Here is a 14,111-nt window from a genome sequence, read left to right on the forward strand (position 1 = left end):
CAACTATCACCCATAGTAGTCCACCGGGTCGTTATCCGGGTTTCCGCAGGCGTGCGGGCGGTCAGCCCTGGATGCCCCCGGAACACGGTGCGCCGGGTTCGGGCGTCTGCGGGCCCTGAAGGTGTGCCTTCAGGAATACCGGCAGGCGCGGGTCCTCCGCACTGTCCACTTGCAGCTGCTTGCCCCATGCGCTGGCCACGACCGGTGACGGAAGGTCCGGGAACGGGCTCAGCAGCTCGTACCGGTTGGCTGCCGCCTGCTTCGTCAGTGCGTCGATCTGCTCTTTAGGCAGGTCGGGGCGGTAGGTGACCCAGACCGCGCCGTGTTCCAGGGAGTGCACCGCCTGCCAGGGATTGACCGGGGACGTGTAGGTCCCGCAGTTAAGGAACTGGGGTGCGTGGTCTCCGCCGACGGGGGGAGTCCGCGGGTAGGGCGTCTGGCTGGCGGTGTGGTTGCGGCTGAGACCATCGACGCTCAGGAGACCATCGATCGGTTTGGAGGCCTCAGCCTTGGTCTGGGCTTTGTTCTGCTGGTCCACCACGATGACCGAGGTTACCGTGCCGGCCAGGGCAAGAAGGACAACGGCTGCGGTGCCGTAGATCCGGAACGCCTTGCGCCGCTCCTGGCGTTGCTGTTTGGCCCGCACCGCAGCCAGGATAGCCTTTCGTTCGGTGTCCTGTTGATTACGCGCACGTCCCATGCCGGCGCTCCTTCCTGGTGCTTGTTGATGAATCCGCAGACCCGATCACGAATTCAGAGGATCTGACCGGACTTTGCGGGCGGAAATCCCGGTCTGGCATCATCAGGCGTCGGCGCTGCCGCGGGGGTGGTTGCGGCCGAACTGGTTGCTGTTGGTTAGGTGGCGGCGCAGTTTCTTTTCCGAGAGCCTCCCGTAGCTGAACAGCCTGCCGTCGATCAGGATGCCGGGAGCGAAGACGACCCCGCTTCCGGCTGCGAGGCCGCGCCCCTCCTCGGTGTCCAGGCTGATTTCCCGGATCTGGAGCGGGTATTCCTGCTCCAGCCGGGAGAGCACGTCCTTGGCCTGCACGCAGGAGGCGCACGAGGCCTGGGTCAGGATGGTGACGTCTGTCATGTGCCCGTCGGTCATTTGTCTGTCCGTCCTTCCTGCAGGTCGGACAGGAGCCTGGTGACCGGCACGTACATGGTGTAGTCCGGGGCTCCGCCGTAGTCGGCACGCCACTGGATGGTTCCGTCCGGGCCGACGAGGATGAAGCTGTGGCCGTCGCGGGAGTCACCCATCATGCCGTATTTGTTGGCCTGGTAGGTGCGGGAAACATCGAGCCTGGTGTCGACCAGGGCGATGGCGGAGAGCTTGTCGTCGGCCATCTTCTGGGAGATGAGGTTCACCGGTCCGCTGGTGATGGTCAACAGCTGGTCGATGCCGGCCGCCGTCAGCTGGGGTCCGGCCGCGTCCAGATCCCTGATCTGGTCCCAGCACGGCTGGCAGCCGAGGCCTTCATGGAAGTACAGCAGGACGGTCTTGCCGCGGTAGTCACTGAGGTTGACGGTGCCGCCGGAGGCCGAGGGCAGGGAGAAGCCGGGGGCCTGCGCCCCCGGGGCGGGGCTGCCGACTGCGTAGCCTGCGGCAGAAGACTGTGCCGGCCCTGCCTGGGGTGCGGGCTGGGTGCTGATGATGGCAAGAATCACTGCGACCAGCACCGCGACGACGGCCGCAGCAATGCCGGCCCAGAGCAGGCCCCGGCGCTTCGGACTGTTCTTCGGGCCCCTGGCGGGCTGCCTTTGGATTTTTGTCGATGCCATTAGAGGGTCTCCTTCAGGTGTCCGGGGACTGCGCCCGCCGGGGATGATGTCTGTGCTGATCTGCCGATGCTTTCGATGCTTTCGGTCTGAGGAGGGCAGGCTGCGCAGGATTCCGCCGGAGCGGCGTCGCCTTCGGACCTGGCGGAGGCTGGCTTCCTGCGACGCACAGCCTTCCACAACAGGACCCCCAGGACCGCGAAGACCGCGGTCGCGGAAATCCAGCCGGGAACGAAGGCCAGGAAATCCTGGATGACGGTTGCGGCGTGGCCCAGGGCGGCGGTGACCTCCACCTGCCACCCGTCCGGGGCCATTGCCGGGCCCTGCACGGCGATGATGACGGTGATCAGTCCCATGCCGATCATCAGGGCGCCGGAGAGCAGTGTCACCAGAGGCACCCGCCGGGCCGCTCCGGGCCACAGCGGGACGGTCCGGGCGGAGAGGAGCCGGCTCGCGCCCCAGTCCTTCTTGTCCCACACCAGAGCCAGGGCACACAGAGGGGCCACCATCCCGAAAACGTAGGCGACACCGACTGCCAGTGCGGCCGGAAAAGAGGACGCCGCACCCGAGAGCGCCGCCACACCGGCAAGCACCGGCGCGCAGCAGGCACTTGCGGCACCGGAGAACACCCCGAGCCCGTACACGGATCCGATACCCGTGCCGCCGCCACGTCCGGAGGGCATCGGCAGCATCATCTTCCAGCCGCCCAGAGTGGCAGCCCCGACCGCAACCATCGCCAGACCGACAATACTGAAAATCCAGATGTGGTAGCCGAAAAGCACCCGGCTGATGGCCGCGGCCCCCAGGGCAATGGGCAGGATAATGGTTCCGACCCCGGCCGCGAAGACGAGCGTCATGGCCAGGATCCGGCTGCGCCGCCGGAAGCTGGAGGCGAAGAACGCCGGAAGCATGACCGAGACGCAGCACGGGGCCATCAAAGCCACCATGCCGCCAAGAAACGACGCCAGGATCGTCGTGGAGAGCAGAACCTGCTCCATAAAACCAGCTCCTATGGGGACAACCGAGACCTTGACCAAACTACTATCGGCAATAGTAGTACATCTACTAGGGACTATAGTAGTAGGTGGTGTTCGGGACCTGCCCCCGGGAAGGATTGGACAGCACCGGTGCGATGGACGAACGACGGACAGAAAAGACGACTGCATGCGATACACGACACGGCGCGGGCAACCGCACCTCCTGGCCCTGCTCTGGTCCGCACTTGTGCTTGGGCTGGTACTCACGGTGATCCCGGCCGTTCCGGCATCGGCGCACGCCTACCTGGAAAGCAGCGACCCGGCCCAGGACGCGCAGCTGTCCGCCGCCCCGGACTCGGTGAGCCTGGTCTTCGATGACGATATCCAGGTCCAGTTCACGAAAGTGACCCTGGCAGTCGGATCAGCCGCACCGGCCACGCTCGCAACGGACATCGCGGACCAGACCGTCGTGGTTCCGGTCCCTGCCTCCATCGCCGGCCGCCAGCCGCCCGGGAGTACCGAGTCCTGGAAAGTCACCTACCGTACCGTGGCCGGCGACGGACACCCGGTGGAGGGGACCCTGTCCTTCAGGGTCACTGCCTCCTCCCCTGGGGCGTCCCCCGCAACGAAGGTCCCAACCCCGGCGGGAACCTCAGCATCGGGCGCCACAACACAGGGGCCCGACGCCCAGCCCCGGGCAGGTGATGCCCGGCAGCAGGCCGCGGCGGACGCGGCCGAACCGTTCCCGTGGCCGACGGTTGGTCTGCTGTCCGCGGGGACGCTGGTCCTGGCCTCCGTGCTGTGGCTGCTGGCGCGCCATGCGCGGAGGTCCGGACACCGGTGAAACCCCTTGCCCGAACGGTCCTGCCCGTTGCCCTGCTCCTGCTCGTTCCCGTCACAGCCCTTGTCGCCCTGAGCCTGGCTGGTGCCATGAGGGAGCCTCTGCCCGGCCTTCCCGACGCCGGGACCCTGACCCGCTGGGTCCTGCCGGCTGCCCGCGCCGTCCACGATGCGGCGGCGACCGTGACGATAGGATTTCTCGCCGTCGCCGCGACCGTGCTGCCGCAGGACCCCGGCACGCCCGGAAGCCTCGGCCGTGCCGGGGCCCGGGCCATGCTCCTGGCCGCGATTGCCGGCAGCGTGTGGACGGTGGCTGGCACGGTCGTGCTGACCCTCTCCTACGCCGATGTTGCCGGCACGGACCCGCTTGGCCCCGGGGCCTCGGCTGATGCGGTCATGTCCTTCGTCCTCGATCTGGCGCTCGGCCGGTCCCTGGCCGTCAATGTCCTGCTGGCCGCGGCCGCTGCCACGGGGGCCTGGCTGGCCACCCGCACCACGACGGCCGGGGTGTGTACCGTGCTGGCCCTGGCCGCACTGCTGCCCCTGACCGTGACCGCCCACGGTGCCTCCAACCACGAGGACGCCGTCAATCTGCTGGCCCTTCATCTGATCGGCGCGACGGTCTGGGTCGGCGGCCTGGCGGCCATGTACTTCCTGCGCCGTCATCTGAACGGGGACCTGGCGGTGGCGGTCCGCCGCTACTCCCGGCTGGCCGGATGGTGCTTCATCCTGGTGCTGGTCTCGGGCACCGCAAGCGCGCTGCTGCGACTGGACGGCCCGGCCGCTCTGGGCAGCGCGTACGGGGTACTCCTGCTGCTCAAGTCCGCGGCCCTGCTCCTGCTCGGGGCCGCCGGATGGCTGCACCGGGCCCGCGCTATCCCGGCCCTGGAGCGCGATCCGCACAACAAGGCTGTCTTCGCCCGCGTGGCCGGTGTCGAGCTCGTCCTGATGGCGGCCACCGTGGGTCTGGCGGTCGCCCTGGGCCGCACTTCACCCTTTGCGACGAGCCCGGTGCGGAGCACTGCCGAATCCCTGCTGGGCTCTGCGCTGCCGCCCGGACTGGGCCCGGCCCAGTGGTTTACCCAGTGGCACCCCGACGTGGTCTGGTTGCCGGCAGCGGTGCTGCTGGCCGGCGGATACCTCGCCGCCGTCATCCGGTGGAGCCGCAGTACCGGGCCGTGGCCGCACCTCCGCACGCTCTCCTGGCTGCTGGGCTGCGCGTTCCTGGCCTGGGCCACCAGCGGCGCGCCGGCCGCCTACGGCCGGCTGCTGCCGGGGATGCACGTGCTCGGAGAAATGATCATCGGCCTGACGGTCCCCGTCCTGCTCCTGCTCGGTGGGCCCGGAATCCTCGCCGGCGGCACGCTCCCGCGGCGCTCGGACGGAAGCCGGGGCCTGCGGGAATGGGCGGCCGTCTTCCTGCGGTCCGGTGCCGTGCGCTGGATCTGCCGGCCCGTCCCGGCCGTGGCCCTGTATGCGGCGTTTGTCACCGGGTACTATTTCACGCCCGTGCTGCAGCTGTCCCTGAGCAACAACCCGTTCAGGCTCGCGGCCATGGCCGTTGCCCTGTGCGTGGGCCTCAATCTGGCGGCCGCCCTGCTCCAGTCGGCGGCCCAGCGGAAAAGCACTGCACGCCGGATCGTACCGTGGGCCCTGGCCGCTGCCGCGGCCGTGCATGCAGGCTCCGGTATTGCCGTGATGGCCGGCGCCATGCAGGCCGGCGACTGGTATGTCTACATCCAGTCACTGTGGAGCTTCTCTCCCACGGCACAGCAGCGCACCGCGGGCGAAGTACTGTGGGGCTCCGCACTGCTTCCGCTGCTGGCACTCGGCGTTGCTGTCCTGGGGCCCGATTCCGGTCCGCAGACCGCGCCCGCCCGTCCCGCCGCCCGGGCAAAAGCTGACCACCCGGCCTGAGAAGCCGGCGGCGCCGGGTATTCCGTGTCTGGCCGCCGCTTAAACCCGGTGTCGCGGACGATAACCCTGACCTGGCCATCCCGGGCCTAACTGGCTGTCAGGAGGGTTCCGCGACGGCATCGGCCAGCAGGGTTTTAAGGGTGCTCTTATCGGCAACGCCGAGGATCCTGGCGGCCACGCGCCCCTGTTTGTCGATCACCAGCGTTGTCGGAACGGCCTGGGGCGGCACGTACCGGCTCATCGCCAGCAGCACCGTGCCGGACTTATCCAGCAGGCTTGGATAAGTGATGCCGAAGGACCGCTCGAACGCCTCCCCGGTCGGAGCCTCGTCGCGGATGTTGACCCCGTTGAAAAGCACACCCTTCGGGGCGAACTCATTGTGCAGGGATTCCAGAGTGGGAGCCTCGAGCCGGCACGGTGCGCAGGCGGCATACCAGAAGTTGAGCACCGCCACATGGCCCCTGAGGTCCGCGGAGGTAAGCCGTGTTCCGTCCATCATCGGGGCATCCAGCTCAATGGGTGCTCCCCGGAGCGCGGCGGCGTACTCGGTCACCGACCCGTCGCCGGCCACATAGTTCTTGTTGTCCCCCGCCGCGGCCTGCTGGGCGAGCGGATCCTTGGCCCCGCAGGCACTGAGCACGACGACGATCAGGAGCGCTGCGGTGGCCGTGCGGATCGCCCGGGCCCGCACGGGCTCCCCGGAAGGGCCGTGAGGGCGCGGCCGTTTCGTCGGCGGCGTACTTCCGGGAAAGGAACTCATCATTGTCGTTTGCACCCTCGCGTTCACACTCATGGCCGGGGCAAGCCGCACCCGGCACCTTCATCAGCCTGCCCCTCATGCGTGGTTGCCGGGGCGGCAGTCACTGCCCGTCTACTAAGCCATATAGTAGTACATGTCCGGCAGTGTCGTCTTTCAGTAATCAGGGGCCTATCGGGTGGAAGCCCCTGCGAGGCGATCCCGCCGACCCGAGCTTCCGAAAATACCCTGGGGGGGTACTTGATTAGATACCCCATGGGGGTATAAACTGGAGTTATTCCACATCAAGGAGGCATCATGAGCGAGCAGAATTCCGCACCTCCGGCCGGTGATCCACACCCACCGACATGGGGGTATGCGCCCCACAAGACTGCCTACCTGCTCAGGCTCAAACGGATCGAGGGTCAGGTCCGCGGCATCGCCCGGATGGTTGAGGATGACAAATACTGCATCGACATCCTCACCCAGGTAGCCGCCGTCACCAAGGCTCTGCACGCCGTCAGCCTGGGACTCGTCGAGGAACACATCGGCCACTGCGTGGTCGGCGCCGCCTCGGAGCCGGACGACGCCCTGCGTGCCGAACAAATCGACTTCAAGGTAAAGGAAGCCACCGATGCCATCGGGCGCCTGCTGCGGTAGCGGCAACACCACTCACCACACCATCCAGCTGACCAACCCCAATCAGTCCATCAACAAGGAGCCAGCCATGAGTACCATCTCCACGACCGTCAACGTGTCCGGCATGACCTGCGGCCACTGCGTCTCCTCTGTCAGCGAGGAACTGGAGTCGCTGGCCGGCGTCGAAACCATCGACGTCGACCTCAACGCCGGTGGCGTCTCCTCCGTCACCATCACCTCAACGCAGGAGTTGTCTCCGTCGGAAGTCGGCGAAGCCGTGGCCGAAGCCGGCTACCTGGTTGTATCCAACCAGGCCTGAGCGGGATCACCATGACTAACCAGGACATCCTCCAGCAGCCCGTAACCCGGGTGATTGAACTCGACATCGAAGGCATGACCTGCGCCTCCTGCGTCGGACGCATCGAGCGTAAACTCGGCCGGCTCGACGGCGTTAACGCGAGCGTAAACCTCCCCCTCGAATCAGCCGCCGTCACCGTTCCCTCAGGCATCACCGACCAGCAGATCATCGACACGGTCAACGCGACCGGCTACACCGCCCGGCTGAAGACGCACGGCATCATTGCGGTGCCCATCCCCGATACCCCGCAGGAAGGGCGACCGGCCGACGACCACGGACAAATCCGCCGCGGCCGCAAGCCAGACACGTTGTTGCTCCGCCTGATAGTGGCCATCGTCCTGACCATCCCGGTCGTGCTCATCGCCATGGTCCCGCCCTTGCATTTCCCGAACTGGGGGTGGGTCATCGGCGCGCTGACGCTGCCCGTGTGGGCATGGTCGGCCTGGCCGTTCCACCGCGCGGCGGCGATCAACGCCCGCCACCTGGCATCCACCATGGACACCCTCGTGTCGATCGGCATAACCGCAGCGTTCCTGTTCTCCACCTACACGCTGGTAAGCAATCCGGAACTGACTGCCGACCCGGAGCATGCGGGCGAGGTGCCGCTGTACTACGAGGTGACCGCTATCGTGGCCACATTCCTGTTACTGGGCCGCTATCTGGAGCGTCGTGCCAAGGAGAAGGCCGGCGACGCCCTCAAGGCGCTCCTGGGCCTCGGCGCCAAGGACGCCACCGTGATCCGCGACGGGGCTGAAGTCAAGCTTCCGATTGAAGACCTCGTGCACGGCGACATATTCATCGTGCGGCCGGGCGAAAAGATCGCCACGGATGGTGTCGTCACGGAGGGCCACGGCGCAGTCGACGCCTCTCTCATCACCGGCGAATCGCTTCCCATCGAGGTTGTGCCCGGCGACGCCGTCACCGGTGCCACCATCAATACCGACGGCCGACTACTGGTCCGCGCCACCAGGGTCGGCAGCGAAACCACCCTGGCCCAGATGGGACGGCTGGTCAGCCAGGCCCAGAGCGGCAAGGCGCGCATCGCCCGCCTGGCGGACCGGATCAGTTCCGTGTTCGTGCCGATCGTCCTGGGAATCGCCGTACTCTCCTTCATCCTCTGGGCTGCGGTAGCGGGCGATGTCCGGGGCGGATTCGTCGCTGCCGTCACTGTCCTCATCATCGCCTGCCCCTGCGCCCTGGGACTGGCCACACCCACAGCCATGCTCACAGGATCGGGCCGGGCAGCACAGCTGGGCATCCTGATCAAAGGCCCGCAGATCCTCGAGGACACCCGCACCGTGAACACCGTCCTGCTCGACAAGACCGGCACGGTGACGACCGGCAAGCTCGCCGTGGGCAGGATCATAACCCTGGGCTCCCTGGGGGAAGAGGAGGGTCTGCACCTGGCTGGATCGGTCGAAGCGGCCAGCGAACATCCCATCGCCCGCGCCATCGCAGCCGCTGCCGCGGCACGTGCTCCACTCTCCCCCGTGAACGCCTTCCGGAGCGCGGCCGGCGGCGGCGTGCGTGGCAGCGTCAACGGCACCCTCGTGGTAGCCGGCAAGGCCCGCTGGCTTGAGGAGAATGGCATCTTCCCCAGCGCCGCGCACAGGGCCCGGTTGCGGGAGGAACAGGCCACCGGCGCTACGGCCATCTGGGTCGCCGTGGACGGCAACGTCGAATGCATCATCAACCTGCAGGACTCGGTCAAAGACGGGTCAGCGGCCGCCATCGCCAAACTCAAAGAGCTGGGGCTGCGGCCGATCCTGCTCACCGGCGACAACGCCGCCGTCGCAGCCACGGTCGCGGCCACAGTGGGAATCTCAGCCGAGGACGTCTTCGCGGATGTCCTACCGGAGGGCAAGGTAGACGCGGTCAAGAAACTGCAGGCCTCGGGCGCCATCGTCGCGATGGTCGGCGACGGCGTCAACGACGCCGCCGCCCTGGCCCAAGCCGACCTCGGAATCGCGATGGGCTCCGGGACGGACGTGGCCATCGAGGCCGCCGACCTGACCGTCATGGGCAGTGAGCTCGCCCAGGTCGCCACCGCCATCGAACTTTCCCGGAAGACGCTGTCGACCATCAAAGCCAACCTGTTCTGGGCGTTCTTCTACAACGCCATCGGCATACCCGTCGCGGCCCTTGGCCTGCTCAACCCGATCATCGCGGGAGCCGCCATGGCCTTCAGCTCCGTACTGGTCGTCGGTAACTCACTCCGCCTGAGGAGATTCCGCAAGTAGGACGCAGGGTCGGCGCCGCCGGATCAATGACCGCCACAGTGAGCCCCACGGACGCCCATCACAAGACCGGCAAAGGCCAGACGCGCCCGCTGCCACCGTAGGACCTTCGCCTCCGGCCCGCTCAGTGATTCCGGCGGCGTGTTGACGTTGCCGATCGCCCCTACAGCTTGTGCCTCCTTCGGCGTCAGGACGGCCAGCAGGTCGGGCAGCCAGGCGATTTCGGTCACGGCCGCCGCGCAATTACTGCACCCGGCCAGGTGCAGCTCATATTCACGTCGCTCGGAGGGAATCAAGGACCCAAGAACATAGACGGGGGCCCACTGGCGGTACTTATCTGTCACGTTCGGGTTCACAGAGTCAACCTCACTACTACAACTACAACGACGCAGCACATGACGCCTTCCCGACGTCACGGCCGCCTCCACAACCAATCCCCGGATTTCCGAGGGCAAGGCCAGACCAACCAAGAGTCCGAGGTCGCCGCTAAATCCCCATGACGAACCGCCATGACGCCGGCGCATACGCCTCGCGAAGCGAAAGCAGCAGCCCAGCCTGCTAACTACGAATGATCACCCCTGAACCTAAGACGACGCCGGACAGTCATTGGTTCACCTCGGCTCATAACAGCGGCCCTCCCATCCCGTTCACGCCGTTGATACGGTCGCAGGCAACGGATGGACGAATCCACGCCCGCCCTCGGGATCGCCGTGGCGTAATGAAGTGGGCCGCCCGGGATCATTTGAAAAGTCATCCGCCGCTTGGCTACTATGTCATTTAGTAACTAGGCTACTATGTCAGGTAGTAAATCGAAGGGATGCATGATGTTCATACGTACTTCCGTAGTGGTGGCCGCAACGGCAGCTGCATTGGCTGCAGGGGCCGTCATAGCAGTACCGGCGGTTGCGGCCGCAACCCCGCGTCCAGCAGCAGTGGCTTCCGAAGAGGGCAACCCCGGCATGGCGCGCATGCACGAACTTATGACCGAGGGCAACCCCGGCATGGCGCGCATGCACGAACTTATGATGGCCCCCACCGACACCACTGGACGAAACTGACGATGACTAAGGCGTTGTATGCAGTACCGCTGCTGGCTGGCCCTGTGGCCATCGGGCTGCTGATGTCGTTCATGATGAGAGGCGAAAGGGGTGCTTCGCCGGACGACTCCGCCGCCCCGGGCGAGGCCCAGCACCTTCGCTCAGAGACCGAACGCAGCCGCACCCCCCAACAGCAGGACGACGCCACCACTCGTGATGCCGTCGATCCAAGTGATGAATACGTCATTTGACGCCTAGACCACAGTTACACGGGGCCTGTGGCCCGGAATCGTTGGGATTCCGAGCCACAGGCCTTTCCTGCATCAACATTTGTAGCCGCTAAGAAAATAGTCTACTCATGGAAGATTCGGTTGATCTTTCGGTTCTTCGGGGGTCCGGGACCAAGGCGCGGAAAAGTAGGACGATTGGCGGCTTCTTCGCAGATACCAGCAATCTTGCATCCTGCTGGTTGCGATCTCGCTGGCGATGTTTACCGGCTTCGTATCGCTCCTTTCCCCTGCATCGTGGGCCGACAGTCACGGCCACAAGGGTATTCTTGCCCCCTGTCTCACATCGATCCCTGGAGTTACCCGTGACCTTCCCGTCCATGTTCCGTATCCGGTCGGCAGCATTCGTCACCGCCGGCACCATTCTGGTACTCGCGCTGTCGGCTTGCCTTCCCGCCTCCGGCCCGACCGAGCCGACCCAGACCAGCAGCGCCGCCAGCGGCCTTCCCAGCGCCCACATCCACGGCCTCACCGTCAACGGCGAAACGGACCAGGTACTCCTGGCTACCCACGACGGCCTGTTCGACGTCACGAAGGAACCCGCCGTCAAAATCGGGGCCACCAATGACCTGATGGGCTTCACCTCAGGCAAGGACCAGGGCGTTTACTATGCATCCGGCCACCCCGGGAAAGGCTCCAACCTTCCCAACCCGCTCGGTCTGGTCAGATCCACCGACGGCGGCAAAACATGGGAACAGCTCTCCCGGCAAGGCGAATCGGACTTCCACGCCCTGACCGTCAGCAAGTCCGGGATCGTGGCCTTCGACGGGACCCTGCGCACGAGCCCGGACGGCAAAACCTGGACGACAGTGGCCGCCGACTTTAGCCCGGCCGTTCTGGCCGGAAACCCCACCAGCGACACCGTTTTGGCCACCACCCCTGACGGACTGCGGCGGGCAACCGACGGCGGTGCCACCTGGACGCTCGACCCTTCCGCACCCGTAATCCAGTTCGCCGCCTTCGCCACCCCCACAGAGGCCGTCGGGGTCCAACCCGACGGTGCGGTCCACCACTCCGCCGACGGCGGAGCAACCTGGACGCCAAAAGGCCGGATCACCGGCGAAGTCCAGGCCATTACCGCGGCGAAAGACTCCGACGGAAAACTCCGGATCTGGGCCGCCACCGCCGACGGGATCCTGACATCAACCGACGGCGGCGAGACATTCCGGGACTCCGATCCAAAATAACCCACCCGCTCCCGGCCATCCGCCTTGCCAGTCACGGTCACGGCCAGGCCGTCCTGATCTGACTTACGCTGGACCCATCAGGATCCGCCCCAAAATGGGCGATGGAAACCGTCGGGCACCCGGTCACGGATCTGGACTGCGCCGACCCAACTAACGCCTTTGACTTTGCTCACAACCCCGAGCTGGCAGCCAGCCTTGCCCGCCTCGCCGCCGAGGAATACGGCTGCTGCTCATTCTTCGACTTCACCATCGCCGTAAATGCAGCCGGTCTGCGCTTGGAAGTCCGCGCCCCATCCCAAGCGAAGGATGCCCTCCACCTGGTCTTCGGGGGCCCCTGGCGAACCTCAGCCAAGAAACAACCAGGGCGGTTAGTAATTGGGACAGCTATTTCGTTGCGTCCTCAAGCAGTTGGAGGAACTGGGATTCGCTGTTCAGGGTGAGCTTTTCCCCGTTGAGGAAGAACGTGGGGGTTCCGGTGATAGCCGAGGGCTTTGCCCTCGGCTACGTCTTTACGGATGAGTGTGTCGAGTGTTCTTGGCCCCGGCGTGACGGTCATACTCGGCTCCACCTAGGTCTGTTCGCCCCGGGTCCCGTCTGCCGGTCATGGGGCGATGTGGGTGGGTAGACTGGCCGGAGGTGAGCCGGGAAGTCTGGTCGGCATGTTCTTTGTCGAGCCAAATTTTTAGGACACACCTTCATGAATAAGAATCCGACTGCTCCTCCGCGTTCCTCCGTTTTGGGGCGGGGAAGCTACGGCGAAGTGCTGCGCATCGGCGAGATCCTGCGGAAGGAAACCGTTGGCGGCATCTTGTTGGTCGCCGCGGCGGTCATTGCCCTGATCTGGGCCAATTCCCCGGTTTCCGATAGCTACTTCGCGTTGCGCGACTTCCGCATCGGTTTCGAGCCGTGGCATCTGGAACTCAGTCTGGGCGCCTGGGCTGCCGACGGATTGTTGGCGATCTTTTTCTTTCTTGTGGGGCTGGAACTCAAACGTGAGTTCGTGGCCGGAGACCTTCGCCAATTCAGTAAATCCGTGGTGCCCATCGCAGCGGCCGTCGGAGGTGTGGCAGTCCCTGCAGTTATTTATGCGCTCATCAATCTCACCAGTCCTGAGACCCTGCAGGGCTGGGCTATCCCTACGGCAACGGATATCGCCTTTGCCGTGGCTGTGTTGGCGATCATCGGTTCGCACCTGCCCAATGCGCTGCGGATCTTCCTGCTGACTTTGGCCGTGGTCGATGACCTCCTGGCCATCTGCATCATCGCGGTGTTCTATTCCAGCGACATCCAAGCCGGGCCGCTGCTGCTGGCCCTCATTCCGCTGGCGGTTTACACCTTCCTGGCCCAGAAGTACCGCCGGTTCTTTGGCACCAGACCTGCTGCGGCGTGGGTGATCCTTCTTCCCCTGGGCGTGATCACCTGGGGATTGGTGCATGCCTCCGGTATCCATGCCACCGTCGCCGGCGTGCTGCTGGGGTTCGCCATTCCGGTGATCCGGTCCCAGGCCAGCGGCGGCCCCTCTGCGGGTCCTGGCCTCTCTGAGATTTTCGAACACCGGTTCCGGCCGATTTCCGCCGGGATCGCGGTCCCTGTTTTTGCTTTCTTCTCCGCCGGTGTCGCAGTGGGTGGCTGGGACGGTCTGATTTCGGCCGTGACTGATCCTGTAGCCATCGGCATCATCGTGGCGTTGGTGTTGGGCAAACCGGTCGGGATCATGGGCACCACTTGGCTCCTCACAAAGGCCACCAGAGCGTCCCTGGACCGGTCCTTGAAGTGGATTGATGTATTCGGGGTGTCCCTTTTAGCCGGGATCGGCTTCACAGTTTCGCTCCTCGTGGCGGAGCTGAGCTTCGGACAGGGCAGCGCCCACGATGACCACGCCAAGGTAGGAATCCTCGCCGCGTCGCTGCTGGCCGCACTCCTGGCGGCGGCAGTGCTGGGCACCCGGAACCGTCAGTACCGTGCCGTGGAGGCGGAAGAGGCCATCGACACTGACCAGGACGGCATCCCGGACGTTTACGAAGAAGACCGCCGCCCGTGACCTGAACCGGTCCACAGGGGACCCTTCAGGTTCAGGTGGCCGCGGGGTAGTGCGGACTCCCGTGCCTGAGAAAGCG

15 protein-coding genes and 1 pseudogene are annotated in these 14,111 nt (G+C 65.7%); 9 read left to right on the forward strand and 7 right to left on the reverse strand.

Translation table 11 applies throughout. From position 1 onward, the window contains the following. Nucleotides 1–61 precede the first annotated feature (61 nt). From NG696_RS04395 to NG696_RS04410, 4 genes are all read right to left on the reverse strand, one after another. Nucleotides 62–700 (reverse strand): thioredoxin-like domain-containing protein, encoded by a 639-nt coding sequence (locus NG696_RS04395; protein WP_252574252.1) that lies wholly within the window; start codon nt 698–700, stop codon nt 62–64. A gap of 102 nt (nt 701–802) precedes the next feature. Next, nucleotides 803–1,108, reverse strand: coding sequence for a glutaredoxin family protein (locus tag NG696_RS04400; RefSeq protein WP_252574255.1), 306 nt, complete (start codon nt 1,106–1,108; stop codon nt 803–805). After that, complete coding sequence (locus tag NG696_RS04405; protein WP_252574259.1) at nt 1,105–1,782, reverse strand: peroxiredoxin family protein; 678 nt, start codon at nt 1,780–1,782, stop codon at nt 1,105–1,107. The genes NG696_RS04400 and NG696_RS04405 overlap by 4 nt, the downstream gene beginning before the upstream one ends. Continuing rightward, complete coding sequence (locus tag NG696_RS04410; RefSeq protein WP_252574262.1) at nt 1,782–2,777, reverse strand: cytochrome c biogenesis CcdA family protein; 996 nt, start codon at nt 2,775–2,777, stop codon at nt 1,782–1,784. Before NG696_RS04410 ends, NG696_RS04405 begins: the two co-directional genes overlap by 1 nt. Before the next feature lie 166 nt (nt 2,778–2,943). Here NG696_RS04410 and NG696_RS04415 point away from each other — a divergent pair, with 166 nt between their 5' ends. Beyond that, nucleotides 2,944–3,600 carry a copper resistance CopC family protein gene (locus NG696_RS04415; protein WP_252574265.1) on the forward strand — a complete coding sequence of 219 codons (657 nt, stop codon included), beginning with the start codon at nt 2,944–2,946 and terminating at the stop codon, nt 3,598–3,600. After that, a complete protein-coding gene (locus NG696_RS04420) occupies nt 3,597–5,513 on the forward strand; it encodes a bifunctional copper resistance protein CopD/cytochrome c oxidase assembly protein (RefSeq protein WP_252574267.1) in 1,917 nt (638 codons plus the stop codon). Before NG696_RS04415 ends, NG696_RS04420 begins: the two co-directional genes overlap by 4 nt. A 97-nt stretch (nt 5,514–5,610) precedes the next feature. Here the strand turns inward: NG696_RS04420 and NG696_RS04425 are convergent, their stop codons facing one another. Continuing rightward, nucleotides 5,611–6,204, reverse strand: a complete 594-nt coding sequence (locus NG696_RS04425) for a TlpA family protein disulfide reductase (RefSeq protein WP_252574270.1) — start codon at nt 6,202–6,204, stop codon at nt 5,611–5,613. Between the two features lie 363 nt (nt 6,205–6,567). Here NG696_RS04425 and NG696_RS04430 point away from each other — a divergent pair, with 363 nt between their 5' ends. The 3 genes from NG696_RS04430 to NG696_RS04440 all read left to right on the forward strand — a co-directional run bounded on the left by NG696_RS04430 (nt 6,568) and on the right by NG696_RS04440 (nt 9,486). Next, nucleotides 6,568–6,909: a metal-sensitive transcriptional regulator gene (locus NG696_RS04430; protein ID WP_252574272.1), complete on the forward strand. Its 342-nt coding sequence runs from the start codon at nt 6,568–6,570 to the stop codon at nt 6,907–6,909. Nucleotides 6,910–6,976: 67 nt separating this feature from the next. Then, the gene (locus NG696_RS04435; protein ID WP_252574275.1) at nt 6,977–7,207 is read left to right on the forward strand and encodes a heavy-metal-associated domain-containing protein; all 231 of its coding nucleotides are present in this window, start codon (nt 6,977–6,979) and stop codon (nt 7,205–7,207) included. Between the two features lie 11 nt (nt 7,208–7,218). Beyond that, a complete protein-coding gene (locus NG696_RS04440; RefSeq protein ID WP_252574277.1) occupies nt 7,219–9,486 on the forward strand; it encodes a heavy metal translocating P-type ATPase in 2,268 nt (755 codons plus the stop codon). A gap of 23 nt (nt 9,487–9,509) precedes the next feature. Here the strand turns inward: NG696_RS04440 and NG696_RS04445 are convergent, their stop codons facing one another. Further along, nucleotides 9,510–9,839 (reverse strand): zf-HC2 domain-containing protein, encoded by a 330-nt coding sequence (locus NG696_RS04445; protein ID WP_252574279.1) that lies wholly within the window; start codon nt 9,837–9,839, stop codon nt 9,510–9,512. A 468-nt stretch (nt 9,840–10,307) separates the two neighbouring features. On the opposite strand from NG696_RS04445, the gene NG696_RS04450 reads away from it, so the two are divergent. The 3 genes from NG696_RS04450 (at nt 10,308) to NG696_RS04460 (ending at nt 11,994) form a co-directional block, all read left to right on the forward strand. Beyond that, nucleotides 10,308–10,541, forward strand: a complete 234-nt coding sequence (locus NG696_RS04450; RefSeq protein WP_252574281.1) for a hypothetical protein — start codon at nt 10,308–10,310, stop codon at nt 10,539–10,541. Nucleotides 10,542–10,543: 2 nt separating this feature from the next. Then, complete coding sequence (locus NG696_RS04455; RefSeq protein ID WP_252574283.1) at nt 10,544–10,771, forward strand: hypothetical protein; 228 nt, start codon at nt 10,544–10,546, stop codon at nt 10,769–10,771. A gap of 356 nt (nt 10,772–11,127) precedes the next feature. Beyond that, entirely contained in the window at nt 11,128–11,994 is an 867-nt protein-coding gene (locus NG696_RS04460) for a F510_1955 family glycosylhydrolase (RefSeq protein WP_252574409.1), read from the forward strand. A gap of 384 nt (nt 11,995–12,378) precedes the next feature. Here NG696_RS04460 and NG696_RS04465 read toward each other — a convergent pair. Next, nucleotides 12,379–12,511: pseudogene (locus NG696_RS04465) on the reverse strand (DsbA family protein); the annotation flags it as partial. A gap of 180 nt (nt 12,512–12,691) precedes the next feature. On the opposite strand from NG696_RS04465, the gene nhaA reads away from it, so the two are divergent. Continuing rightward, nucleotides 12,692–14,035 (forward strand): Na+/H+ antiporter NhaA, encoded by a 1,344-nt coding sequence (nhaA, locus tag NG696_RS04470; RefSeq protein ID WP_252574285.1) that lies wholly within the window; start codon nt 12,692–12,694, stop codon nt 14,033–14,035. Nucleotides 14,036–14,111 lie beyond the last annotated feature (76 nt).

This window comes from Pseudarthrobacter cellobiosi (assembly GCF_023913755.1).
Lineage (GTDB): Bacteria > Actinomycetota > Actinomycetes > Actinomycetales > Micrococcaceae > Arthrobacter > Arthrobacter cellobiosi.